This is a genomic window from Cycloclasticus sp. PY97N, from assembly GCF_002443175.1.
In the GTDB taxonomy this organism is placed as follows: Bacteria; Pseudomonadota; Gammaproteobacteria; order Methylococcales; family Cycloclasticaceae; genus Cycloclasticus; species Cycloclasticus pugetii.
The window spans coordinates 947,763-973,060 of sequence record NZ_CP023664.1 but is presented as its reverse complement, the minus strand read 5'-3'; the positions used below and the strand labels follow the sequence as shown (position 1 = coordinate 973,060).

The window sequence follows — 25,298 nt, the reverse complement described above, 5'->3', positions numbered from 1 at the left end:
TTAACTATGTTTACTACCCTTAGAACAAGTCTTATTTAAATAATAAACGGATTACAAATGGCTCAATATATCTACACCATGAACGGCGTTAGTAAAGTCGTTCCCCCAAAACGTAAAATTCTTACTGATATTTATTTATCGTTTTACCCCGGCGCTAAAATTGGTGTTTTGGGTCTAAATGGCTCAGGTAAATCGACCCTGCTAAAAATTATGGCTGGGTTAGACACCGAAATAGAGGGCGAAGCGCGCCCACAGCCAGGCATTAAAATTGGCTACCTCGCCCAAGAACCGCAATTAGACGAAAGCAAGGACGTACGCGCTAACATTGAAGAAGCGTTAGGTGACCTCACCAATGCTCAAGCTGAATTAGACGCTGTATATGCCGCTTATGCCGAGCCCGATGCTGACTTTGACGCCCTAGCAAAAAAACAGGCCGAGTTAGAAAACATCCTGCAAGCTGGTGATGGCCACGACACCGATCGCACCATGGAAATTGCCGCAGATGCCCTACGCCTACCACCATGGGATGCCGATGTTAGCAAACTATCAGGGGGTGAAAAACGCCGCGTTGCGCTGTGTAAATTATTACTTTCAAAACCCGATATGTTGCTGCTTGATGAACCAACCAACCACTTAGATGCTGAATCTGTGGCATGGTTAGAACGCTTCTTGCACGATTTTACCGGTACCGTAGTTGCCGTAACCCATGACCGTTATTTTTTAGATAACGTTGCCGGGTGGATTTTAGAACTCGATCGCGGACGCGGTATCCCTTGGGAAGGCAACTATTCATCGTGGCTAGAACAAAAAGACGCACGACTAGAACAAGAGCAAAAAGCCGAAGCTTCACAAAAACGTTCCATTAAAAAAGAACTTGAATGGGTACGTTCAAACCCGAAAGGCCGCCATGCCAAAAGCAAAGCACGTATGGCACGCTTTGATGATTTGCAATCCAAAGAGTTCCAAAAACGCAGCGAAACACAGGAAATTTACATACCGCCCGGCCCACGCTTAGGTGATTCGGTGATAGAAGCCGTTAACATCAGCAAAGCCTTTGGTGACCGCGTGTTATTCGACAACCTAAACTTTAATCTGCCACAAGGTGGCATCGTGGGGATTATTGGTGCCAACGGCGCAGGTAAATCCACCCTATTCAAAATGATGGGCGGGTTAGAAGAACCCACCAGTGGTGATATTAAGATAGGCGAAACCGTTAAACTCGCCTACGTAGACCAATCACGCGAAAACTTAGACGACAACAAAACCGTATTCGAAGAAATATCAGAAGGTAACGACGTGATTACCGTTGGCACTTACGAAACCCCATCACGCGCTTATGTTGGACGCTTTAACTTTAAAGGATCTGACCAACAAAAACGCATGGGCGACCTATCCGGTGGTGAACGTAACCGTGTGCATTTAGCCAAAGTACTGAAAGAAGGCGGCAACGTTTTACTGCTGGATGAACCCACTAATGATTTAGACATTGAAACCCTTCGCGCACTAGAAGAAGCCCTACTCAGCTTCCCCGGTTGTGCTGTGGTCATCTCGCATGATCGCTGGTTCTTAGATCGCATAGCCACCCACATGCTTGCCTTTGAAGGCGACAGTAATGTAGTCTGGTTTGAAGGTAATTATGAAGAATACGAAGCCGATTTAAAACGCCGACTAGGTGTGGAAGCAGATCAACCTAAAAGGCTTAAATATAAGAAATTAGCGGGGTAGAAAAATTCATTCATGGGGCTATCAAATATCAATTTGACTGCCCCTATGATTTCGCACCATAAACACCATTAAAAAAGGACTATTAATGCTCAACTCATCCAAAAGCCGTCAAATAATCTATGCTTTATTTGCTTTAGCGGGCGTCACGTTAACATCGTATTTTAATATTCAATATATGCTTGAACAGGGTGGGTTTTCACTTAGTCATTTTATTCATCAGGCCTATATTAACAATGCCTCAAGCTCTTTAACCAATGATGTGCTGGTTATCTGGGGCGCTTTTATTGTTTGGTCATTTGTTGAGGCTCGCCGCCTCTCAATGGCTCGATGGTGGGTGTATATTCTACTAACGGCTACCGTTGCGGTGGCTTTTGCAGTGCCCGTTTTTCTATTAATGCGCGAGCGACGCTTAGCAGAGATAAATATCGATTGATAATAAATGAAGACTACGATGCTTTTTAAAACGCAGACTAGCCTCAGAAACAGCTCAAGCTCGTCGACTTAAATATTAAAAGTTGGCTGGGTAAAAAAGCTTATTGATATGTGGGATTAAATCCCACCATTTAAATTCAAGAGACCAATGGAATGGAAATAATATATAAATATTACAAAAAGTTAAGCCCCTTTATTTAAATCAACCAAATAAAACTATCGGGATTCCCGGTAATACTGTTTTGTGGGATGCAATCCCATAAAACATACTGTTAACTGTACATGGATGGATTGAATCTTGGTTGAACAATTTGCAGTAATCGTTGGACTAATTTCAGCCTTCTCAGCAGGAAGGGAACTAAATAAGGCTACAGATATGGCTGAGTTTCAGTCGTGGTTGATTGAACACAACCATCAAGATATTCTTGCTCTTATCACTGAAAGTAATAAATCAAGCAGATTCGTAAAAGCCTATCTCAACCAACAGGTTCCTGAGATTCAGGGAAAACTAGATAAGCTAATATATCTAGTAGAGAATTTAGCTGGTGAGGATGGTTCTGATGAGCTGGAATTTACAGGTCATCATTATTTAAAGGGAATATTAAGGTGTTCGTTTGAAAATATTTTTAATTCTAATCTGTCGTCGAATGACTTTGATATCGCTTATACGTATGTTACTGATTGGATAGGTGACAGCGCTCGATATAATGAGTATGTTCTTGAGAAAATGGTTAGAGAGTCTTTGAAAAGAAAAAATACTATTTCACAATTGATAGATAAATATTGGTTTGATTTGGTCGGTGGTTAGAGCAATTCATAAGACCTTATTGAGAGAAAAAGAGAAAAATAGGGTCAGGTCTTGCAATCACGCATTTCTGTTTTTCAAGTTACTTGACGAAATCAAGGGGCGGTCAGCTTAGTTTCTTCAAAAATAACCTCCCCTTTACTCCCAACTTAGCTTTTAACGCTTTGATTTTTAAAAGACTTGAATTTACGTACGTTTAGGCGTACGCTTAGCTTGGAGGTAAAATATTATGACCATATTAAATGTTACTGAAGCTAGATCTAAACTGTACAGTCTTATAGATGAGACTACTGAAACACACCAACCTGTCATCATTACAGGAAAAAGAGGTAATGCCGTTTTAGTGGCAGAAGAAGACTGGAACGCCATCTCTGAAACGCTTAACTTGTTATCCGTTCCAGGCATGCGAGAATCTATCCAAGAGGGATTAAAACAAGACTTATCCGAAAGCTCTAAGGAGCTTGATTGGTGACTTGGGAGCTACTCTATACAAAACAAGCTCAAAAAGATGCTAGGAAACTTTCTTCTTCTGGGCTTAAGAATAAAGCAAAATCTCTTCTAGATATAATTCAAAAAGACCCTTACCAAAACCCACTACCCTATGAAAAGTTGGTTGGCGATTTATCTGGTGCATATTCGCGTCGTATCAACATTCAGCATAGGTTTGTTTATCAAATACACGAAAAGGAACATACTATAAAAGTAATCAGGCTTTGGACTCACTATGAATAAAGGTGCATTCAAGTTGCAAGCGCAACACTCAATAAACTAAAAAAACATCGCAAGCATCTGATAAATTTAAAATCACTACAACTTAAATATCTGGAACTCACGATGTCTTATACTCATTTAACAATAGATAAGCGCTTCAGAGAGACTAGCCCTGCAAACTCTTAAGCGCTCAACGCTTCCTCAATCGCGTTAATAAGGCTTGCATCATCAGGCTTTATATCAGGCGCAAACCGGCCCTTAATTGAACCATCACGCGCCACTAGAAATTTTTCAAAATTCCAACTGACATCGCTTTCTACCGCTGGCGATAAACCCTTTTCTGCCAGTCGGCTCATTAACTGACCACCTTCTAGCTGTTTGCTTGTTGGCTGGGCATTAATAAGCCATTCGTATAGCGGGTGTCTTGGGCTGCTATTTATGTTTACTTTACTGTACAGCGGAAAATTGACGGCATAGTTTGTTGAACAAAATGCTTGTATTTCAGCATCACTGCCCGGTTCTTGCCCTGCAAAATCATTACAAGGCAAACCCAATACCACCAAGCCTTTGTCTTGATACGCTTGATAAAGCGCCTCTAAACCTTCATATTGAGGGGTTAAGCCGCATTTAGAAGCCACATTAACAATCAGCATAACCTTTCCCTGGTAGTCAGAGAGGGTTGATTCGTTACCGTCAATTTTAGTTAGCGCTATATCGTAAATTGAGTTACTCATCATCTTTTCCTTGTTCGTTTAGTTGTCGTATCTTAACCATTATTTTGATAACTTGTACCTTATAAATGCAGTTATTCCTAGTACCCTAAAAGAACGTGAATATCAAAATAGAGTGAATTATGGGGTCAGTCTAGCTAGCGCCCACTCTTAACAAAGAACCAATAAGTTCTTTAACGGTTATTGGTTAAATTAATCATTAAAAAACATGCAATCAGACCCCCAAAAACTAATTGAAAAACACCCCAGCCTTACTCACTCAGAATTAATGAAGGTTATGTCACATGTTCAACGCCCTCAAGGCGACTGGGTTTTACACACGTTGATGGTAGAAGGTTGCACTGTGCCCTTTAAATTCAAGCGCAAAGGTCAATACCAGAGCTTAAAAGGCGCCCGAGTAAACATGACGTATTACCCAACAGAAGAAACTGTTGCTGGCATTGATTTAGAAATTATGAAAGTAGTGCGTATAAAAAGAGGCTGACCTACAACTTAAAGAAGGCGCTAGTTTAAGTTCGTGATTGTTATGCCTAACACAAGTTTTAGCAAAATTGCTTGCAGCTGTACCCAACAGGTCCTGTATCGGTTCTTGATAGGTAAAAAACAGTTGAAAGATAACAAGAACACCAAGGCTAACCAGCACATAACCGTTGCCGGTAAACCTTGCCCAGTTAAATACCGAAGCCATGGTATAGATGGGGTAGCCAGTTTGATTTAACTCAATTAGTCATTTTTTGACGCGACTTTTAACAAGCGATTTTTACTCTTGAGACGATAAAAGAAGTTAGGCTCGCTGATGACATAAATATCACCGTCTTTGTCCATTGTTATACCTTCAGCCTGCGGTACATCATCATGCAAACCAGCATTCCCTCTACTCAAGCCCAATCGGCTGATTTCAATCCCTTCTTTATTGACTTCAACCATTTGACGAGATTCGTCACTTAAGAGTATTAGGTGGCCTGTTTGATCGTCATAATGCACCCCTGAGTAATCATCACCGCCAAAAGAGGTTTTTTCTAAAGAAAACGGCGTTGAAATAGCAATATCAGATGATTCAACAAAACCCGACAGCTTTATCAGTTGACGAGGTGTTTTCTCGTTAATGATAAATAAATCCCCACTGTCTTGGTTATAAGTTAACCCTTCAAATCCTTTGTTTTTACCTGATGTTATGGCCAACTGAAGGCTCTTTAAGCCCGCCCTATTAACAACCTTTGTTTGCGCATTAATATCGAACATTACCAAGGTTCTTTTTCGCTCTTCAACCACGGCATATCGTTCGCCGCCGAGATACATCACCCCTTCTGTGTCTTCGAAGCCAATTAAATCAATACGACGAATTAGCTCACCGTCTTTTGTCAGCTCCAGTAGCGTTTCTGGGTTATTAACAACAGCAAATAATGTATTCGTATTACTGTTATAGGTTAGGCCAGATGCATTATCTTTAACACCCGCTATCATCTTGGGCGTTGCGTGAATTTCATAGCCACTTAAGCCAATTTGCTGTCCAGCAACTATGGGGGTTTCTTCACCGCTGAAGAGGCCGAATGAAATGACTAACATTAACAAGAGATAGATCAGGTTTTGCTTATTACAAACTTTTAAATCACAAATACGAGACTGCTCCAAAACAATTTTGAAGCAATAATCTAAACGAGATATTCGTGTGGTATTCAGCATGGCATTCATCCTTAGAATTTGCAGTGAATGTAACCAATGATGATGACAACGAAGTGTCAGAACGATGACAATATGCAGACGCGAGGCACAAATACCTATCTCAGCCCTTTCCGTGGAACAGGAAAATTTCGCCCCATAAAATCAAAGGATTAGACACTGTCACGAACCTGTCATCTTGCCTCTACATAATAAAGTTTTAGTAAACAGCTTAGGTGGGTTAGGTGATCAAAAAATTAGAGGCGAAATATATTGCGAAAGAACTCAGCTGGCTGTCCTTTAACGAGCGCGTGCTACAAGAAGCGGCTGATAAATCCACACCTATTATAGAAAGAGTCCGGTTTTTAGGTATTTTTTCAAACAACCTAGATGAGTTTTTTAGGGTGCGCGTTGCCAATGTTAAGCGTCGGGTTCTTATTGAGAAAGACCTTGATGAACAAACACCGACCAAAAACTTGTTACGTGATATACAAAAAAAGGTCTTAAAGCTACAAGAAGAATTTGATGTCACTTACCATGAGGTATTGAAAGGGCTCGCGCATAAAAACATTTTCTTAATTAATGAAGATCAACTGAGCCCCGAGCAAGGAAGCTGGCTACAAAAATACTTTACCAATCACCTACAAGGTTTTATTGAGCCTATTATTATCAATAAAAACACTAATTTAGCGGCCTTATTAAAAGATGACCTCAGCTATTTAATTTGTGAAATGCTGGGTGGTAAAAACATACAGTATGCAGCCATTGCGATACCAACCACAGACTCTCCTCGTTTTATTGAATTACCACGTGAAAAAGGTAAACGACGACGAGATATTATTATGTCCGACAATATTATTCGCTATTGCATAAACAATATTTTTTCCGCCTATTTTAATTACAAGGTCTGCAATGTTTACGCTATGAAGGTAACGGGAGATGCTGATTTCGGTCTAACCGATGATATTGATTTATCGGTTTTAGAAAAATTATCTATCGGTTTAAAGCAGCGCCTACATGCTAAGCCTGTGAGATTTGTGTACGAACGAGCCATGCCAGATCATGCTATCGACATGCTGAAATCTAAACTTGGCATTACACGTCATGATAGTGTGGTGCCAGGTGGTCGTTATCATAATTTCCGAGACTTTATTGACTTCCCTAATGTGGGGCGTAAACACCTTGAAAACCCTCCGTTAACGCCTTTGGTTTCTAGGCAATTTTCCCGTCACGCCTGCCCTTTTGATGCAATAAAGCAGCAAGACATTTTGCTTTGTTACCCTTATCACAAGTTTGATCACTTTACCGAATTGATACGTCAGGCAGCTTTTGATCCAAATGTATTTGAAATAAAAATTTGCCTCTACCGTGTAGCCAACAACAGTAGGCTTATCAAGTCACTGATCAATGCGGTTAGAAATGGCAAAGAAGTTTTTGCTGTTATTGAGTTACACGCACGTTTTGATGAACAAGCCAACATGGAATGGGCGCGTATCTTAACCGAGTCGGGTGTTAAGGTTCACTTTGGCTTACCCTCACTAAAGTGCCACACTAAATTATGTTTAATTGGCCGACATGAACATAAAAAACAAACCTATTACGCTCACGTTGGCACCGGTAACTTTCACGAAAAAACAGCTAAGGTTTACACCGACTTTAGTTTATTTACCAACAAACAAGCGATTACCAAGGAAGTTGCGCTTGTTTTTGACTTTATTGCGCACAGTTATAAAAAAACCACTTTTAAACATTTAATTGTTTCCCCTATCGGCACAAGAGATTGGATTAATAAATCGATTGAGAATGAAATAAAGATGGCCAAAAAAGGGCATAAGGCTGAAATTCTTATTAAAATGAATAACATTGATGATAAGCAAGTTATTGATAAGTTGTACGAGGCCAGTAGTGCCGGTGTGAAAATTAAAATCGTCTTGAGGGGAATGTGCAGTTTAGCTCCTGGGGTTGTAGGGCTTAGTGACAATATTGAAGTTATTTCTATTGTCGACCGATTTTTAGAACATACACGATTTACGATTTTTCATAATAATGGAGACCCTCGCGTTACCATTAGTTCGGCAGACTGGATGACGCGTAATATAGAGCGGCGTGTAGAGGTTGGCTGCCCTATTTATGACCCTGCCATTCAGCAACAAATTATCCATATCTTTAACCTCCAATGGTCTGATAAGACAAAGGCCAGAATTATAGATAAGAAACAACATAACAAATATTTGCCACGAGGCAATAAGCGAAAAATTCGCTCTCAAATATCGGTGTATAACTATCTAAAAGACCTTGAGTCTAACAAGAAATGACTAGCCTTAACGCCGATACCCAATCAGAATTAATTGCTGCCTTAGATTTAGGCTCTAATAGTTTTCACTTAATTATTGCTCGCTTAAATGCCGGTAAGCTTGAACCTCTGCATAAGGTAAAACATCGAGTACGCTTACGAGCGGGGTTAAATAAGGCTAATGAATTAAGTTACGAGGCGATGCTAAGAGCAGCAAGCAGTCTTAAAGAAATGAGCGCTACAATAAAAACACATCAAATTAAAAAATGTCGTGTCGTGGCCACTCATACCTTGCGAGAAGCTGTTAACCGTAATGCTTTTCTCTCACTGGCTGAGTACTCATTGGGCTTTCCTATTGAAATAATTTCAGGCTCTGAAGAGGCCAGATTAATCTACCAAGGGGTCGTTCGTAGCGAAGAAATCAAAGACTCATGTTTGGTGGTTGATATAGGTGGTGGCAGTACTGAAATAGTGCTGGGTGAAGGCACTGATACTCAATATAGAGACAGCAAAAACATGGGCTGCATCAGCTTTACAGAACGTTACTTCAGTAAAGGCGTGAATCAAAAATCATTTAAACGGGCCGAGGTATCCGCACTGCAAAAGCTTGAGCAGTGTTCCCATCATTTTAGGACAAGTCACCCAAATAAGGCCTTTGCAACATCAGGCACCGCCAAAGCCCTTTTTAAGGCGATCGGTTTAGTCAGCGAAACAACCGACCGTCTAGAATTAAATACCTTACTCAAATTACAACATTTATTATGCCAAATAGACGGTGTCTCTAAGCTCTCATTAGTTGGTATTGACGAAGCTAGAGCCATGGTTTTACCTGCTGGCTTAGCCATTATGATTGCCCTTATGAAGAGCCTAAACCTAACTGCTTTGACATTCTGCTCTGCTGCCTTGCGCGAGGGCGTCTTGTTTGAAATGGAGCAACAAAATAAACAAGGAGATACACGACTGCGTACTCGCCAACATTTACAACGTCTTTACAACGTTGACCGTAGGCAGGCCCAACAAATAGCAGAAACTTGCGAGCTATTTTGGCACCAAACTTCAAAAAGCTGGAGTCTAACCTCAACGAAACTTAAGACTCTATTACTTGAGGCCGCTTATTTATATGAGGTTGGCCAGCAAATTAATGTGACTGACTTTCAGCAACATTCAGCTTATATTTTGGCTAACAGTGACCTTGCGGGCTATAACCAAGACGAACAGCTTCTGCTTTCAACCATCGTCATTGGGGCTAGAAAACGGTTTAGACGAAGACGGCTTCCCGACATTCGAATTATCAGCCATAAAATGTTAACGCGGTTAATTCGCCTATTTCGCTTAGCTGTTATTTTAAATAATAGCCGCCAGCCCTTAGTTATCGATTTATTATCGCTTCAGGTTGATGGGCGCGAAATGATGCTAAGCATTGATAAACAGTTCTTTCTTGAACAAGACGTGACCATGGCTGACTTAAACAAAGAGTCCAGTGTTATGGCAAACCTAGGCTACACCCTGTCTTGCCAAATTGTTTAACTGACTAGTTTAATAGCAAAATTTATTCTGCACGTTACTTAGCTGGCCTATTCACCCTCTTTCACTTTAATGTTTTATATTTTTTTGCAACGCTGTCTTTTTCCTAACTAGAATCGAACGTTCAAGTAATCAAACTAACCTTCTCTGTCCTTAAACAAAAACGCTTAACCGTTTAAGCATTAGGTATCAAAAATAGGGTATTTAGATTATTGAGACAAGCAAACGTCGAGTAAGATATTTAGCTTAAAATACCTAAACTTGAATTTACAAAATTCACCCCCAAATACTTTTTATATTGTTTAAGGACATTTTTAACATGACTCGAATTGCTTTATTTTTAGCCACTAATGTAGCCATTATGGTCGTTATCAGCTTGGTATTTAGCCTATTTGGTTTATCAGGTACTTTGCAGGCAAATGGGGTCGATTTAGACCTGAATGCTTTATTAATTATCTCTCTGATCGTTGGCATGACCGGTTCGGTCATTTCCTTGGCCATGTCAAAATCCATGGCAAAACGTTCCATGGGTGTTCAGGTTATTGATCAGCCTAAAAATTCAACAGAGCAATGGCTTGTTTCTGTGGTCTCAAAACAGGCGGAAAAAGCAGGCATTGGTATGCCAGAAGTCGGTATTTTTAATAACCCTACACCCAATGCCTTTGCAACTGGGATGAATAAGAATGATGCTTTAGTGGCCGTGAGTACTGGCTTACTTAATGCAATGAACAGAGATGAAGTAGAAGCCGTGCTTGGGCATGAAGTCAGCCATGTTGCCAATGGTGATATGATCACGATGGCATTGATGCAAGGTGTGGTGAATACTTTTGTATATTTCTTTGCCTCTGTCATTGGTCATATTGTGGATAGGGTCATTCTTAAAAATGAACGTGGGCATGGCATTGGTTATTTTGTGACCCAAATGTTAGCTCAGGTCGTGTTATCCTTTTTAGCCTCCATGCTAGTTATGTGGTTCTCGCGCTATCGTGAGTTTCATGCCGATAAAGGCGGCGCCAATTTAGCCGGTAAACAAAAAATGATTAACGCATTAAAAGCCCTACAGCGTAGTCATGAGCCAACTGATATGCCAGAAGAATTAGCCGCTTTTGGTATTAATGGTGGACAAGTCAAAAAACTCTTTATGTCTCACCCACCGCTTGAAGAACGCATCGCTGCGCTACAAAGAAACTAAGCTATCAAATAGATAAGGCAAACTGTACACATTATTAAACTAGGGAGCACCTTAAATGGATAGGCGATCTTTTATTAAAAAATCCAGCAGCTTCGCCTTAGCAAGTAGCTGCGGCGCCTCCTTATTAGTGGGCTGCCAAACATCACCCAATATCAAAACCACTCTTTTAAAAACGCAGCAAAACAATAAAATAATTGCTCATAAAACTGTATTAGAAAACGATGACTTTGCTATTTTGCAGGCCACGACTGTCAAGGCACCGATCTTTCTACATCAACAAAAAAATGGAAAATATGTTGCCTTGCTCTTAAGCTGTACACACCAAAAGTGCACCGTTTCTGTGGCGCCAGACAAGCTAGTTTGCCCCTGTCATGGTGCTAAATTTGATAAACAGGGGACGGTTCTTCAAGGGCCCGCTGATAAAAACCTTCTTGCGCTTGAACTTTCTGAACAAGGCAATGAAATTGTTATCTCACTTCCTTAATAACTGCTTTTAAAAGGCCAGACTCAACACGATTGCCGATGAGGTTTGCCATTTATCCTTTTGCTTTGCCACTATTTTAAAAGATAGTTGCGGCACCACTGTTTTGAATTTATCGAAGGTAACACCCATGTCTACCCGTGTTTGCGATAATTGATGCGCCGTTAAATCATAATAATATTCATGGCTCACAAACGGTTTAGCATTAAAAATTCGCTTGGGTAATACAACCTTAGCTCTCACTCGGCTGCGTTTAGAGTGTCCTTTTCCTTCTCGATCTCTAAATTCTTGGCGAACTCTCAATCTCCAAACAAGCTTATTGTTCCCTTTGAATTTTTGCTCTAATTGAACATAGGGCCTATTTTCTAGCGCCCAACCATCTTCTTCTAAGCTATAAACCCTTCGATAATGAACACCTAGTGTTAAGTCTTTTATCGCCAAAGGAAGTCTCACGCCAATATCTGCATGCTTTCTATGCAATATGCCTTTATCTCTTCGGGCTTCTATATCACCTTTAAAAGCCACTCCTTTTATCACGGCTTTTTTATTCACCTTTAACTGGCTTTCAGTTGCTAAGCAGCTAAAAGAAAAGCACCAAACAACAAGGCTCATTAATATGAATCGATTTAAGTTAACGAACATATAAACACCAATCTTTTATCCTGCAGTGTGTGTTATCCGCTTTCTGCTTCTTTTTTTAAAATGCATCGTTAAAAACAAATATAGCCCCGTTACCCACAAAACAAATAAAATCAATGAGCTAGGTAAAAAAACCCATAGCTTTACAGCATCATGAAAGAACGTACCATCATGAATTGACTCAATGAAATCTGACCGGCGATGGGCCACTTGCAATATTTCATTAGATTGAGTGTCTATTTGAATTTCCCAATCGCTCTTCGCTCGAACTTTAACAATGCCTTTATTGGGCCTTACATCCAGTCGGTCAATATCCGCCCAACCGTTAACCTTTGCTTGTTTTACTGTTTTTGAAGTTGCTAGAATTTCATCAAAAGTAATTGAAGGAACAGAACTCACTCCGCGAGTGCTGGGCGGCTGGATCCAATCTACATCTTTTTTGAGCAGCAACAAGACGCCTGAGCCTATAACAACCAAAATAGGTAAGGCACATAAAATTGATCCCCAATAATGCGTTTTCCGATTAAATTTTTTCCAATTTACTTTCATTATTTCGCTTTTCATTTTTCTGTTTAACTTTCAACAACACATGAAGAGATAAACTGACAGGCAACACGAGACCTATCGCTAAGTGGGTGTACTCAAGCCATTGTCGAAACGTATCTTCTGCTACGTAATACAATAAATAGCCACTAATTATCAAAAGGCAGGGCATGGTAAGCAGCAAAATACCTGTCTTTCTTTTCTGTTTTGTTTTCCAACTTTTGGGTAGGTGGGCTCCTATAACAAAGCCCACGCCAATCATCATTAAAAATGCCATTGCACCGTGAACTTGCAATGCAGGGTATTGCCAAGCATGTTTTACCAGTCCATATTTGCCTTCTTGAAGAAACCAGGTTTTAAGAATAAAAAACCCACTGCCCGAGAACCAACTTAAGAAAAACAAACTATAAAGGCCGTAACGATATGGTTTAGGAAAATAGACAGTTACCATGACGTAAATAACTCATATTTATTACTAAATTAATTGTTAAACGAGTAGGTATTACAAGTGCTGTAAGACTTGTTGCCAAGTATGCGTCCAACGGTTTACTCCATCGGTAATATGTCGGCACGACAGCGTTGCACCCGAAATATTGTCAATCTGCTTATCTAACAATAATTTCTCAGAACTATCCCGACCATTAAACTGATCTAACCATTTAATATATCGAACTTCACTGCCATAACTTTCAACATAACGCAGTACCCTAAGCCCCTTTATCTTGCCTGAACTATCGATACCCACAGCCATATCAATCATTTCATGCTTACCAATAACTTGATCTACAAGAAACCACTCGTTGCTTTGTGTTTTCCATGCATTCAATTTATTACTCAGCACACGCATATCCGACGCATCTTCTATTGCCTCAACTTGAGCGTTAGATAATGTTAAATCCATTTTTTTCATCGGTGTGTTAGCAAACAACTCACCTTTTGCTTGCTCAACCGTTAAAAAAGTTTCCGCGTGTCCTGTTGAAATCAGGCTTAACAGCATAAAGCCGAGTATGTACTTTACGTTTAACGCTTGCATTAAAACTCATAACCGAATGATACGCCGGCATGGTATTTCTCATGCTCATCAAAGTTTTTACCATCTTCACTAAAGCCGCCGCCCCCTTGGAACTGAAACAACACACCGCCTGTTGCCCACCATCGCTGAGTCGCATAATGAAGCGTTGGACCTATGTATTGGCCACTTTGATACCTATCGCCTAATCTAAAATCTGTTAAATCAAAACTAGAGCGCTGCACACCTTCTTCGAATTCTCCGTTTTCTTGCACACTTAAATAATCAGATTGAGAGCGATACTCAAGACCGACCGTCCATTTAGGCATAAATCGATAAGAAACAGCCGCCATCAACTCTAATGAAATTTCTTCCTCTAATACATCGGGGGACTTTCTTCTTTCAAGCTCTACCTTAGGGTTAACAACAAATATAAGTGTGTCATCTAAAAAGTCTTTTTGAAAATAGAATGTCGTTGTTAACGAATCTTGATCGATATCTGCGCCATCTAATCTGTACGCATCTCTATGCTCAAAAGCCAAGCCTACAGATAAACCCATGACATCTTTATAAGGGCTCAAAATATTATATTTAAGCGCCGCTTCATACCCTGCAAACTGAAATTTATCAAAGCGCTTGCCAGCCCCTCCCTGTGTACTAAACATAGGGTCATTGTCTGAATTATTCAGTGAGTAGTTATGATCAAAAAACACCAGCTCAGCGCTTACAGTTAATTTATCCGTTATTCCATACTCAATTTCTGGCCTAATATCATGTGCAACATAATCACCTGAGTTTTTTCCAACTTTAATTGTGTCACTCAGTTTGAACTCATAACTCCCTTGCGGCCTCGTGTCTGTACCTTTTGCATATAGCCATTGGTTTTCTCCTGCCACTGAAGCACCACTGGCTAACGTCAATAGACTGACTGCATACAACTTTTTCATAAAATTAATCCCTCTCCATAATTTTAATGAATAGGAATACGAATCATTATCATTAGCAATAAGATTATTAAAAGTATTCTCTTGACAGCGCCAATCCATTTGTTTTAAATATTAATGATAATCATTCTCATTAACAAAAAAGGTATTTGTATGAAATCCAATAGCACACCATTAGACCCTTCATCAAACATTGCAGATATGGCGACAAACATAAGCATTGAAAAACTACAGACGACTGTTTTGTTTTTAACAACCAAATATGCACAAACTAGGGAGTTAAAATTTGCTCAAGCAACCTATCAACACCTCTGTATGATTAATGATCACACCGATGCCAGCCCTGAACTAAAATACTTTGCCCAATCTTTAATTATGAAATGGCGGTTAATCGCATGTAATACTAGTTCACGCTTTTCATCACTTAATTAGCCCTGCTCTACCCTAATACGGTTTGCTTATTTGGGTGCCTATGCCATGCGACTCCAGCTGACCAAGCATTTATTAAGCAGGCCGTATTTAATAGCATTGAACATATGATGTAGCGATTTTCTCGGTAGTGCCGGCTGTGTTAGTACAGCTAAACGAAAAGTCTTATCGCTTCACTCTATCGCCGGTTGCTGACAGGTATAATGGAGGCCTAACCCACCTGATTAAGACAAATATCATGAATGACCCAATTGATTACACAAATAACCCGCTGCATGGCCTTAGTTTAAAGAACCTGCTGCTCGAGATCGTTGAGCATTACGGCTTTGAGATTCTCTTTGCTTATTTGAATATTAATTGCTTTAAGACTAACCCGAGTATTGCGTCGAGCCTTAAGTTTCTAAAAAAGACAACTTGGGCGCGTGAAAAAGTTGAGGCATTTTATCTATATGAATTTAAAAACCTGCCCAAGGTATCATCTAAAGAATTCTCAATACCACCTAGAGACCGACTTGTTCCAGCAAATCAAACGCCCGGGAAACCAGCTGACCTAAGTTTGGAAGACGCGGAACAATTACAGACTAAACGTGTTAATAAAGCCTCTACCTATAATAAAGGCCAACACACAACGCACGAGAATAAGCGCCCGCCCGTCGAAGATAGCTATAGCCCTGAAAATACTGAGGATCCTTGGGCAAAATGGCGATAAAACCCAGCTAGGCTATCGTCTATTTAGGTGACATAAAATGGGCTGGCTGACTGCTTTATATTACCCTTAAAGCTCGATGTCTAAACCCATGTGGCGTTGAACAGCACTACTCAACTACTAAAAGCGAAATATGCTAATTACACGCCTAGACTAAGGAAACCAGTATCATTATTTGCAACAAACACGCAGCCTGCCAGTGTGTTTGGGTATCGGCTATTCGCTATTTTTTTTAAACGAATCGGAGATGGCTGAACCGTACGCTGTTTCTTGTTCACGGCCTGCAGCCTGTTCTTGCTGGTGCTCAATGTCACGTGCCTTAGCCCTTAGTGGGTTTGAGCCCATACCATCTTGTCCATCACAACCGATCAAGAAGGAACTTGTTACGATGATAAATAATATCTTTTTCATACTTAAATACAGTTATTGATGAGCCTAATGACCTATTAGTATAACCGTTATTCCCACTAAAATTTTAGCGTGAAGGGCTATTTTAAAAAAATACTTTTTGAGTGGTTCAACTGCTTAAGCGCACAGTATTTTTAAACTACTGCATACACAAAGCAACCAATACTACAAGCTCAGCTGCTTGTTATAAGCCTTGTCTATATTGCGCCATCGTCGAGACAGGAACCATTTGATTAAGCTGTTGTTTTGCTGCCTTTTGACCGCTTATTATTTGCTCAAAAGAATCTATCAATTGTCTTTTGTTCTGCTCTTCTTTTGACCCTGCACCGATATTGGTTAAATCTATAAAAAATTCATCAAATAAATCAGCCAAATCATTCACTACATCTAGGTTCAAAAACTGCTCATCATTGTAAATGCTGGGGTAGCCACCTTTTTGCTTATCAATGGCAAACGACACACCTTTTACATTGGTAATAGTCGTTGCCTTTTGACACTTAAGCATGCAGCCATCTTCAATGCTCGGTTTTTTACACCCCACAGTTTGTTGAAAGAAACATTGTCGACTGGTCATCATTAAAATGGGGTGATAAATACTGTAGAGCAATTTGAAATTTTTGGGTCGCGCAATATTTTTAATTTGCATACGATTAATTTCATTAGAAATAAACGCACCCGAACAGTTAAGCGTTTCTTGCAAGGTTAACAAAGCATATGAATTAGTGGTGTTTAAAAACGGTCCGGCAACCCAATCTATTCCCATTTCAAACGCTTTATAGGCAATACCCGTATTATTAGTAACAATACGTTTAGGGCGCACATGTTTTAGGACATTAACGGCTTCTTGGTAATCTTTACCAATTAAAACAGCGGGAAACCACGGTATTAAACGTGGGTTTTGAAGAAATAAATCAATGTATTTCGTACAGCCTTTTTTAAAGCTTTCTGGCAACTTAAAGTAAATGTCCGCCTCTGTTACCTCACATAAATGCAGGTCTTTCTCATCCGCTATTAAAATAGACATAGACGGCTTCTTATCTATCGATGAACCTTCTTCTACTTTTGGGTGATTGAGCAGTGGCGGCACATCGACATCCCGCAATATCTCAACAGAATCATTCAGCAGGAAAGCGGCTTTATTTTTTAGCCGTGCCAGTTCTTTGAATGGCAGGCTAATATTGTCTGCTAAACGACTAAAGTCTATGGCTTCAATCGTATATCTCGCCTTATTGAAGCCTTTAAAACGCTTCTTGATCGCATTGGTATCCAGTGTTGACTGTGTTGGGTTTTTCAGTGGCTCTGCAGATTCGATCACATGTGTTGTCTCATCTTGCCCATTTGCAGTCTTTACCTGAATAGTTAGCACTAATGGCTCACCCACTTGCCCAGAAAAAACCAAATTCAATTGCTGCTTATCGATATTTAAGCCTTTAATTTTGTCGGCTAATTCATCACCAATTTTATTTTTATCTTCATACAAATCTTGTTTTGCTTTATGAATATGGACAATCGATACAGCCTGGCTTTTCGTCACTGCGTGTTCAACACTGTGATCTCTGGGATTATCAATAAACATGTCTTTGGTCAGATCACCCTTTAAAAAGGAATTGGTGAAATCACGATTAAAGACCTTATGTAAATTTGAATCGTCTTCTAATAAGCGCCCTGTTTGTTCAAATTTATCCATTTGTTTACGCCAGCTATCCACCACCGTATAAACATAATGCGCCCCCTTAATACGCCCTTCTATTTTTAACGAGTCGACGCCCGCGTTCACTAATTCAGGTAAATCAAAATAGGCTGAATTGTCTTTTAAATTAAGTGGGAAATTATTACCCGTGGCAGTGGTTTCATACTCATCTCGGCACGCTTGGCTGCAACGCCCGCGGTTACCTGAGTTGCCGACACTTACCGAGCTTGAATAACACTGACCAGAAAAAGCTATACAAAGCGAACCGTGTACAAAAACTTCGGTTAATACATCATGATCATGTGCAAAACGGGTCAGGCTTTTCACCTCATCAAGGTTTAGTTCGCGCGATAAGTTAACCCGAGAAGCGCCAATTTTGCTTAAAAACTGTATTTGCCCTTCATTGTGTGTCGTTAACTGCGTTGAGGCGTGTAAATCAAGACTTGGAAAATACTTCTTAACTAAATTGAATGTGCCAAGGTCCTGCACAATAATACCATCCAGACCGCTATTCACTAATTTATTCAACAGTTTGATTAGGCTTGGTAATTCTTGCTCCAATATAACGACATTGAGCGTTAAAAATACCTCGCAATCGTGCTGATGCGCTAAACGTAATACGCCACACAACTCATCAAAAGAAAGGTTGGTTGCGCGATTACGTGCATTAAAAACATCTAAACCGCAATAAACAGCATTTGCACCGGCAACAATGGCCCCTTTAATTGCTTCTACATCGCCGCCGGGTGCTAATAACTCTATTTGCTTATTCATTCAATTCATCGTGTCTGACTATAAAAGCTTATTCTACTGTATCCAACACTTGCACCGGCTATTAGTCGTCACACTTCAACTCATTGCTCGATAAGCAAAGCCCTAGTCGTGAGACCAATAATGAATTAAAACTGATAACCCGGTGTTGACTTAGACACAGCTATTTCATCCTCTGACATCTCAATCGAAATATCATCAAACAAAGGCGTACTTAAATAACGCTCGCCAGTGTCTGGCAACATACATAAAATATTCGCACCTGACTTCGCTGTTTCGGCTATTTTCAAAGCCCCAGCTAAGGTAGCACCTGCTGAAATACCCACAAAAATACCTTCTTGTTGCGCTAAATCTTTCGCACACTGAATGGCCTCTTTGCCATCGATAGATAGCAGTTCATCAATACGTGAGCCAGCATCCACCACTTCTTTTGTTAACACGGGAATAAAGTCTGGCGTCCAACCTTGTATCGGGTGAGGGTTAAAGCTTGGGTGGCTTTCATTTTCAACTTGCGCAATACCACCACCTAATAAGGCTGCATTTACCGGCTCACAGACAATAACTTTGGTTGCTGGGCTTTTTTCTTTTAATACGGCTGATACACCGTTTAACGTCCCGCCTGTTCCATAACCGGTGACCCAATAATCAAGCGTTACATCGGAGAAATCTTCTAGAATTTCTTCTGCCGTCGTTTTCATATGCATTTGCGCATTTGCTGGGTTTTCAAACTGTTTTGATTGCCACCAGCCATTTTTAGCCGCCAGTTCTTCCGCCTTTTTAACCATGCCCGTGCCTTTTTCATGCGCCGGCGTTAGCACCACTTTTGCGCCTAAAAAGCGCATCAGTTTTCTGCGTTCTACGCTAAAACTCTCGGCCATGGTTATCACCAATGGGTAGCCTTTTTGTGCACATACCATTGCTAAACCAATACCGGTATTGCCACTGGTCGCTTCTACAATCGTTTGACCTGGCGTTAGCTCACCTTTACGCTCAGCATCTTCTATAACACCCAAAGCAAGCCGATCTTTAACCGACCCCATTGGGTTAAACGCTTCTATTTTGGCAAAAACATTCACCCCTTTTGGGCCAAGCTTATTGATCCGTACAACCGGCGTATGACCTATTGTTTGTAAAATATTATCGTAGCGTTGAGCCATATCAATCTCCTTATTTAAGAACTACTTTAGTTAGTATTAAATGAGTGCCTGAGCAATTTCAAGCACTTCATTGACCAAATCATCAGCATGATGCCAATCTGTTCTAGCACCCAAAAAGCACGGCCGGATAACCAGCTTATTATCCACCATGGTGGTGCTCGGAATATTGACACCATTTTTCATTAGTTGACGGTGAATTTTTTTATTTAAGCCATTTAAATCATCTACTTTTTCATTAACATAACGGAAACAACATACCGATAACGTCGGCTTTAATGCTAATTCTAAATGAGGGTGTTTTTCTACACGTTCAGCAACACGTCGCGCCATAGCATTGTGTCGACACACACGCGCCTTCATTCCCTCTACACCAATTTCACGAATCAAAGCCCATACAATGGCACCTCGAGCAGGTGCAGATAGCTCAACACCTAAATCATGATACGGAAAACCAATGGTATCCATTGAGTTCTCAATGTGTTCATTTTTTACCGTTGTTGTTTCTAGGTAAGCTGCTTCGCCTTGGTTAAAGGTTTTATATTGCGCTTGAACATCGCGCACAAAAGTCGCCCCAATACCAACCGGTGCACCTAACCATTTATGAGCATCAACAGTAATAGAATCAGCTAATGCCAGCCCCTTATATAATTCATGTACTTGTGGATCTAATGTGCCGGGTAAACCATAAGCACCATCAACATGAAACCAAATATTATGTTCACGTGCAATTTCGCCAATTTCTTGCAAAGGGTCAATCGAGCCTGTGTTCGTGCTGCCTGCATTAGCCACAATAGCCACTGGTAATGCATCGGACTTTTTATCTTCTATTAATAAACGTTTAAGCTCTCTCGGTGAAAGCCTCATCATATTATCAACAGGCACATGCACCATCGCCTTTCGCCCCATACCCAACACAGCAGCTGCACGGTGTATGGTGTGGTGACTATGCTCAGTGGCATACACTTTACAAGCGCGCTGAACACCGTCATTTGCCGGGTCTAAACCAACTTTTTCAAAGGCAGACTGCCTAGCCGCGCCTAAGCCTATTAAATTAGCCGTAGAGCCGCCACTGCTAAAAACGCCTTGCATACCCTTTGGCAAATCAAACATTTCAGTTAACCAATTTAAGGCAACCTCTTCTAAATGGTTAAAAGCGGTCATGCCAACACGTTGTGGTGATGCCACTATTCCAGCCAATGTCGCAATAGACCCCATATCCGTCGCGGCTGTTGTTATATAGGATGTACAACCGGGTTTAGCCAGTTGCGACCCATTCGGCATCACATGTAAACCCAATTCACTAATCACCTGTTTTGCACCAATACCTTGCGTAGGTACTGGACGATTTAATGCTGTAGTCCAACTGTCCACGGTTGACATGGCATCAGGCTGTTCAAATCGCTGGCATTGTTCGATGGCACTGCTTAACTGTTGCAATAACTCAGGCAGGTGATTACATTCTGCTTTTTCTTCAAACATTAAAAAATACTGATTATTTTAAATAATAAACCGTCACTTTAGCACCGCAAGGCGTAATTAACATGATTTTTGCTCGCCGTTTTATCGGCAAAACTAACCTGCTAATAATAAAGGCTTAAGCAAGCTTAAATCATCATTAATAGCCCGTTTCTAACTTAAGTGAATGCCTTTAGCGCATTGACACTACGTAACCGCTGTATATTGTGGTTAATACGTCAAAATAAGACATCGCGGTTAAAAATTCATCCCGGTATGCATTACTGTGCCAAACATCGCAAATAAAATACTGCCGACAATAGACATAATAATAAACGCCGGAATCGCTGCGATAGATAACTTCACCAAAAGAATAACCATCGATAGGAAGGGTATTTTTATATCAACAATGCTTACTTTTGCTAAGGGTTCTGGGCCCATTTAAATCTCCTTAATAATATTAAATAAACGACTAAGTCACTGGTCCGTTACACTCACCATGTTAACCATTTCAACACAAATGAGTTCTCACGCCTTACAAATACTCGTCGTATTTCATCCGCAATAATAATCGTAATGGCAAAAGGAATGCTCAAACTTAACTGCCACAGTTCCAGCGGAGCCGTACCAAAGAACGTGTTCATCAAGGGTACATAGGCAATTAAAGCCAATAAGATTAACTCTGAGGCAATACCCAGTAGCACCAGTCTATTGGCAAAAATACCCACTGTTAAGATGCTTTGCCGCCGTGTACGGCAAATTAATACATCTGCAATTTGGCAGATAATGATGGACGCAAAAAAAGCGGTAATCGCTTGTCGATACAGCGGGTCGGATACGGCCAACGCCTCCCCCCATTGCCAGCCGCCATCCAGCAGGATATAAAAATAACTAAAAAAACCTGCAGCCGCTTGAATCATGCCGACAATGCCATAACTCATAAACAATAAATTTCGCGTTAAGAGCCGCTCATGCCTAGCACGTGGCGGTTTATTCATCACATCGGTTTCAGGCTTTTCTGAACCTAAGCCCAGCGCTGGAATAATATCGGTGCCTAAATCAATCGCCAGTATTAACACCACGGTGAGTGGCAGCGGGATATCTAACAAAACATAGGCGATAAAAGGCAGAATTTGGGGGATATTACTGGTTAAAATATAAGCAATAAACTTTTTGATATTATCAAAAATAGTCCGGCCTTCTTCAATCGCCGTCACAATGGTGGCAAAGTTATCGTCCATTAACACCATATTGCTCGCCTCTTTCGCGACATCTGTCCCCATCAAGCCCATTGCTACGCCCATATCTGCATTTTTAAGCGCGGGCGCGTCGTTCACCCCATCACCGGTGACCGTGACAATTTGATCTTTCTTTTGCAAGGCTTGTACTATTTGCAGCTTTTGCGCTGGTGTAATACGCGCAAATATCAACTCATTTTCATTCAGCAAGCTCGATAAACCAGCATCATCTAATGCGGATAATTCATCACCATTTAACACCTTGCCTTTATCACTAAACAAGCCAATTTGTTTACCTATCGCTTTAGCTGTAGGCCCAAAGTCACCGGTTAGCATAAACACACGTATGCCAGCCTGCCGACATTTTAAGATCGCCTCAGGAACTTCTACCCGAGGCGGGTCAATCATGCCAACAACCGCAACAAATATGTAATGCGCATCCGGAATGCCATCATTATCAAGATTCCTATAAGCTAATGCTAAGCCTCGCTCACCTCGCTCAGCCAGCGACATATATTGCGCAACAACCTGCTTTCGATACGCCTCGGTAAACGCCACCTTTTGACCATTTAAATGAATCTGATCACACATCGCCATCACCACTTCAGGCGCCCCTTTTAAATAGGCATGAAAATGATCGCCCTCTGGTGATTCATTAACGGTCACCATATATTTATCTTCAGAGGTAAACGGTTTTTCGGCTAGGCGTTTAGTCTGAAGAATGCCTTTAATTGAGGTTAGCTTTTCTGCGTAAGCCAGCAGCGCCACTTCTGTTGAGTCACCACTGTATTTCAGCTCAGTGTCTAGGTGTGCGTTATTACAAAGGGTCATCACTCGACGGGCTATTTGTAACTCCACATCATCAGCAGTCAACGATAGTCCCACATCGTATTCACGTTGGTTAGTAATCAAGCTGTTAACACTGATTTTATTCTGCGTTAGGGTGCCAGTTTTATCGGTGCAAATAACAGTGGTGCTACCCAGTGTTTCAACACTTTCTAAATTTTTAATCAGCGCATTTTTACGCGCCATTCGTTTACTGGCCATGGTGAGCGCTAATGTGACCGTTGGCAATAAGCCTTCGGGTACATTCGCGACGATGATCCCAATCGCAAAAATAAGGCTACTGATCTCGCCTTTTCCAATCGCCACACTGACAGCAAAAAAGCTAATACCAAGCACTATCGCAATACTGCTGATTATTTTTATGAAGTAATTTAGCTCTTTACCAATCGGGGTTTCAACGTTTGAGGTTTGCTTGGTTAACTCAACTATTTTACCAATTTGAGTCGCCATACCTGTTTCACAAACCAACACCTTAGCATTGCCACTTTGCACCAAGGTACCTGAAAACACCATATTTCGGCTTTGATACGGGTTCTCGCTATCAGCCTCTAACTGTAAGGTTTCTGGCGTACTTTCACCCGTTAAGCTACTCATATCGACTTGCAGTTGATTAACGCGAACTAAGCGTCCATCTGCCGACACTTTATCACCCTCATACAGCAACATAATGTCACCAGGAACCACTTGGCTAGCGGCTATCTGCTTAACCTCACCTTCACGTTCAATATTAACCATCGTTGGCAACATTTTCTGAAAGCTTTGCATGATTTTTTCACTTTGATACGCCTGTATAAAGGTGAAAATAGCGTTGAGTAATACCACGCCATACAGGGCACAACCAATATAAAAGTTACCTTGCTCTGGGTCCAAGTAATCAGCAAAAAAAGCTAAACTGCCACCAACCATCAGCAAGATGGCAAAAAAGTTTTTAAACTGTAAGAGGAATTTTATATAGCCAGGTGTTTGCTGCCGAACGTGTAGTTCATTCGTACCAACAATTTTAAGCCGCCGCTCAGCCTCTTCATCTGACAAGCCTGTTTCATGGCTATCAAGTGATTGATAGAGCTCACTAATCGGGCATTGATGAGGCTTTTCCATAATCACACTCTTAGCAATTTACACTCAATTAGCCGCGAAACTAACAAACCATTATGATTATCTTGGCAGTTTTATCGTTCAACTCAGCCATCAATAAACGTTAACTTAGCTAAATAATCATAGTGCGGCCCTTGCTGAACTATCTCGCAACTAAAGCCATTTCTGTCAGCTGCATCTTGTAATAATTCCTCAGCAACATATAACCAATTAAATGGCTTTCCAGTAATATCTTTATAAGACAAGTTAAACTCGACCTCACCATGATATTTATCATTTAAATCAATCAGGTAAGAACCATCGTCTTGTTCGTAAAGGTAGATAAGATCTGAGCTATCTAACAATATTTGCCCATTCGGTGCCAACAAACTTTTTGCTTTTGAAAAAAAGGCATCAAAGCCCTCTAATGTTTCAACTAAGCCGATTCCATTCATTAATAATAATAAGGTATCAAACGGCTCTTCAGGTAAATCATAAAAGTTACACAATTTAACCGTTGATAAACCGCGCTTTTTCATCAACGCCACTGAATGAGGCGATATATCTAAGGCAGTCACATCGAGTCCTTGATTCTGCAAATACAAACTATGTGAGCCTGCACCTGCGCCTACATCTAACACTTTTCCATAGGCTAATTGAAGGGCTGCTTGCTCTAACGCGGGGCACTGCTCATAGGAACGGAAAAAATAGCTGGGCGCTAGCGTATCTTGCTCTGCAATATCCATATCAACGAAGATAGGCGTATCATCTTGCGTTTGATAAAAATTTATCAGCGCAGACCCTATCGGGTCCTCATTTTTATTTATCAACAAAGT

The 25,298-nt window shown here is 40.7% G+C and carries 26 protein-coding genes; 12 read left to right on the top strand and 14 right to left on the bottom strand.

Going from position 1 to position 25,298, the window contains the following annotated elements; genetic code table 11:
- The first annotated feature begins 57 nt into the window (after positions 1-57).
- The 5 genes from ettA to CPC19_RS04860 all read left to right on the top strand — a co-directional run bounded on the left by ettA (position 58) and on the right by CPC19_RS04860 (position 3,694).
- The gene (gene ettA, locus CPC19_RS04880) at positions 58-1,725 is read left to right on the top strand and encodes an energy-dependent translational throttle protein EttA (protein WP_015006396.1); all 1,668 of its coding nucleotides are present in this window, start codon (positions 58-60) and stop codon (positions 1,723-1,725) included.
- Between the two features lie 85 nt (positions 1,726-1,810).
- The gene (locus CPC19_RS04875) at positions 1,811-2,158 is read left to right on the top strand and encodes a DUF2834 domain-containing protein (protein WP_016389990.1); all 348 of its coding nucleotides are present in this window, start codon (positions 1,811-1,813) and stop codon (positions 2,156-2,158) included.
- A gap of 297 nt (positions 2,159-2,455) precedes the next feature.
- Positions 2,456-2,965 carry a hypothetical protein gene (locus tag CPC19_RS04870; protein ID WP_016389989.1) on the top strand — a complete coding sequence of 170 codons (510 nt, stop codon included), beginning with the start codon at positions 2,456-2,458 and terminating at the stop codon, positions 2,963-2,965.
- 226 nt (positions 2,966-3,191) lie between these two features.
- Positions 3,192-3,434: a type II toxin-antitoxin system Phd/YefM family antitoxin gene (locus tag CPC19_RS04865; protein ID WP_015006399.1), complete on the top strand. Its 243-nt coding sequence runs from the start codon at positions 3,192-3,194 to the stop codon at positions 3,432-3,434.
- The gene (locus tag CPC19_RS04860; protein ID WP_016389988.1) at positions 3,431-3,694 is read left to right on the top strand and encodes a Txe/YoeB family addiction module toxin; all 264 of its coding nucleotides are present in this window, start codon (positions 3,431-3,433) and stop codon (positions 3,692-3,694) included. The genes CPC19_RS04865 and CPC19_RS04860 overlap by 4 nt, the downstream gene beginning before the upstream one ends.
- Before the next feature lie 161 nt (positions 3,695-3,855).
- Here CPC19_RS04860 and CPC19_RS04855 read toward each other — a convergent pair whose 3' ends face one another.
- Positions 3,856-4,410 carry a glutathione peroxidase gene (locus CPC19_RS04855; protein ID WP_201765914.1) on the bottom strand — a complete coding sequence of 185 codons (555 nt, stop codon included), beginning with the start codon at positions 4,408-4,410 and terminating at the stop codon, positions 3,856-3,858.
- 202 nt (positions 4,411-4,612) lie between these two features.
- Between CPC19_RS04855 and CPC19_RS04850 the strand changes: the two genes are divergently transcribed.
- Entirely contained in the window at positions 4,613-4,888 is a 276-nt protein-coding gene (locus tag CPC19_RS04850) for a hypothetical protein (RefSeq protein WP_015006402.1), read from the top strand.
- 239 nt (positions 4,889-5,127) lie between these two features.
- Here the strand turns inward: CPC19_RS04850 and CPC19_RS04845 are convergent, their stop codons facing one another.
- Positions 5,128-6,087, bottom strand: coding sequence for an SdiA-regulated domain-containing protein (locus tag CPC19_RS04845; protein ID WP_016389986.1), 960 nt, complete (start codon positions 6,085-6,087; stop codon positions 5,128-5,130).
- Positions 6,088-6,308: 221 nt separating this feature from the next.
- Here CPC19_RS04845 and ppk1 point away from each other — a divergent pair, with 221 nt between their 5' ends.
- The 4 genes from ppk1 to CPC19_RS04825 all read left to right on the top strand — a co-directional run bounded on the left by ppk1 (position 6,309) and on the right by CPC19_RS04825 (position 11,556).
- On the top strand, positions 6,309-8,378 hold the full coding sequence (gene ppk1 / locus CPC19_RS04840) for a polyphosphate kinase 1 (protein WP_016389985.1): 2,070 nt from the start codon (positions 6,309-6,311) through the stop codon (positions 8,376-8,378).
- Positions 8,375-9,883, top strand: coding sequence for a Ppx/GppA phosphatase (locus CPC19_RS04835; RefSeq protein WP_016389984.1), 1,509 nt, complete (start codon positions 8,375-8,377; stop codon positions 9,881-9,883). Before ppk1 ends, CPC19_RS04835 begins: the two co-directional genes overlap by 4 nt.
- A 316-nt stretch (positions 9,884-10,199) precedes the next feature.
- On the top strand, positions 10,200-11,072 hold the full coding sequence (gene htpX / locus CPC19_RS04830; protein ID WP_015006408.1) for a protease HtpX: 873 nt from the start codon (positions 10,200-10,202) through the stop codon (positions 11,070-11,072).
- Positions 11,073-11,127: 55 nt separating this feature from the next.
- Positions 11,128-11,556, top strand: coding sequence for a ubiquinol-cytochrome c reductase iron-sulfur subunit (locus CPC19_RS04825; RefSeq protein ID WP_015006409.1), 429 nt, complete (start codon positions 11,128-11,130; stop codon positions 11,554-11,556).
- A gap of 9 nt (positions 11,557-11,565) precedes the next feature.
- On the opposite strand, the gene CPC19_RS04820 is transcribed toward CPC19_RS04825, so the two are convergent.
- From CPC19_RS04820 to CPC19_RS04800, 5 genes are read right to left on the bottom strand one after another with little or no spacing between them, the layout of a single operon-like run.
- A complete protein-coding gene (locus CPC19_RS04820) occupies positions 11,566-12,165 on the bottom strand; it encodes a DUF2490 domain-containing protein (RefSeq protein WP_236610519.1) in 600 nt (199 codons plus the stop codon).
- Between the two features lie 45 nt (positions 12,166-12,210).
- A complete protein-coding gene (locus CPC19_RS04815; protein WP_015006411.1) occupies positions 12,211-12,741 on the bottom strand; it encodes a PepSY-associated TM helix domain-containing protein in 531 nt (176 codons plus the stop codon).
- Complete coding sequence (locus tag CPC19_RS04810) at positions 12,716-13,186, bottom strand: hypothetical protein (RefSeq protein WP_016389982.1); 471 nt, start codon at positions 13,184-13,186, stop codon at positions 12,716-12,718. The genes CPC19_RS04815 and CPC19_RS04810 overlap by 26 nt, the downstream gene beginning before the upstream one ends.
- Before the next feature lie 51 nt (positions 13,187-13,237).
- Positions 13,238-13,768: an FMN-binding protein gene (locus CPC19_RS04805; RefSeq protein ID WP_016389981.1), complete on the bottom strand. Its 531-nt coding sequence runs from the start codon at positions 13,766-13,768 to the stop codon at positions 13,238-13,240.
- Positions 13,768-14,691 (bottom strand): DUF6662 family protein, encoded by a 924-nt coding sequence (locus CPC19_RS04800; protein ID WP_015006414.1) that lies wholly within the window; start codon positions 14,689-14,691, stop codon positions 13,768-13,770. Before CPC19_RS04800 ends, CPC19_RS04805 begins: the two co-directional genes overlap by 1 nt.
- A gap of 150 nt (positions 14,692-14,841) precedes the next feature.
- On the opposite strand from CPC19_RS04800, the gene CPC19_RS04795 reads away from it, so the two are divergent.
- The gene (locus tag CPC19_RS04795) at positions 14,842-15,120 is read left to right on the top strand and encodes a hypothetical protein (protein WP_015006415.1); all 279 of its coding nucleotides are present in this window, start codon (positions 14,842-14,844) and stop codon (positions 15,118-15,120) included.
- Between the two features lie 235 nt (positions 15,121-15,355).
- Positions 15,356-15,826, top strand: a complete 471-nt coding sequence (locus CPC19_RS04790) for a VF530 family DNA-binding protein (RefSeq protein ID WP_015006416.1) — start codon at positions 15,356-15,358, stop codon at positions 15,824-15,826.
- Between the two features lie 213 nt (positions 15,827-16,039).
- Here the strand turns inward: CPC19_RS04790 and CPC19_RS04785 are convergent, their stop codons facing one another.
- The 7 genes from CPC19_RS04785 to CPC19_RS04755 all read right to left on the bottom strand — a co-directional run bounded on the left by CPC19_RS04785 (position 16,040) and on the right by CPC19_RS04755 (position 25,295).
- A complete protein-coding gene (locus CPC19_RS04785; protein ID WP_016389980.1) occupies positions 16,040-16,234 on the bottom strand; it encodes a hypothetical protein in 195 nt (64 codons plus the stop codon).
- A 181-nt stretch (positions 16,235-16,415) separates the two neighbouring features.
- A complete protein-coding gene (locus tag CPC19_RS04780; protein ID WP_016389979.1) occupies positions 16,416-18,695 on the bottom strand; it encodes a peptidase U32 family protein in 2,280 nt (759 codons plus the stop codon).
- A gap of 125 nt (positions 18,696-18,820) precedes the next feature.
- Positions 18,821-19,849: a cysteine synthase A gene (cysK, locus tag CPC19_RS04775; RefSeq protein ID WP_016389978.1), complete on the bottom strand. Its 1,029-nt coding sequence runs from the start codon at positions 19,847-19,849 to the stop codon at positions 18,821-18,823.
- Positions 19,850-19,885: 36 nt separating this feature from the next.
- On the bottom strand, positions 19,886-21,328 hold the full coding sequence (locus CPC19_RS04770; RefSeq protein ID WP_016389977.1) for an aminotransferase class V-fold PLP-dependent enzyme: 1,443 nt from the start codon (positions 21,326-21,328) through the stop codon (positions 19,886-19,888).
- Between the two features lie 234 nt (positions 21,329-21,562).
- The gene (locus CPC19_RS04765; protein ID WP_016389976.1) at positions 21,563-21,745 is read right to left on the bottom strand and encodes a hypothetical protein; all 183 of its coding nucleotides are present in this window, start codon (positions 21,743-21,745) and stop codon (positions 21,563-21,565) included.
- A gap of 53 nt (positions 21,746-21,798) precedes the next feature.
- Positions 21,799-24,486 carry an HAD-IC family P-type ATPase gene (locus CPC19_RS04760; protein ID WP_016389975.1) on the bottom strand — a complete coding sequence of 896 codons (2,688 nt, stop codon included), beginning with the start codon at positions 24,484-24,486 and terminating at the stop codon, positions 21,799-21,801.
- 83 nt (positions 24,487-24,569) lie between these two features.
- Complete coding sequence (locus tag CPC19_RS04755) at positions 24,570-25,295, bottom strand: bifunctional 2-polyprenyl-6-hydroxyphenol methylase/3-demethylubiquinol 3-O-methyltransferase UbiG (protein ID WP_015006423.1); 726 nt, start codon at positions 25,293-25,295, stop codon at positions 24,570-24,572.
- Positions 25,296-25,298: the final 3 nt, after the last annotated feature.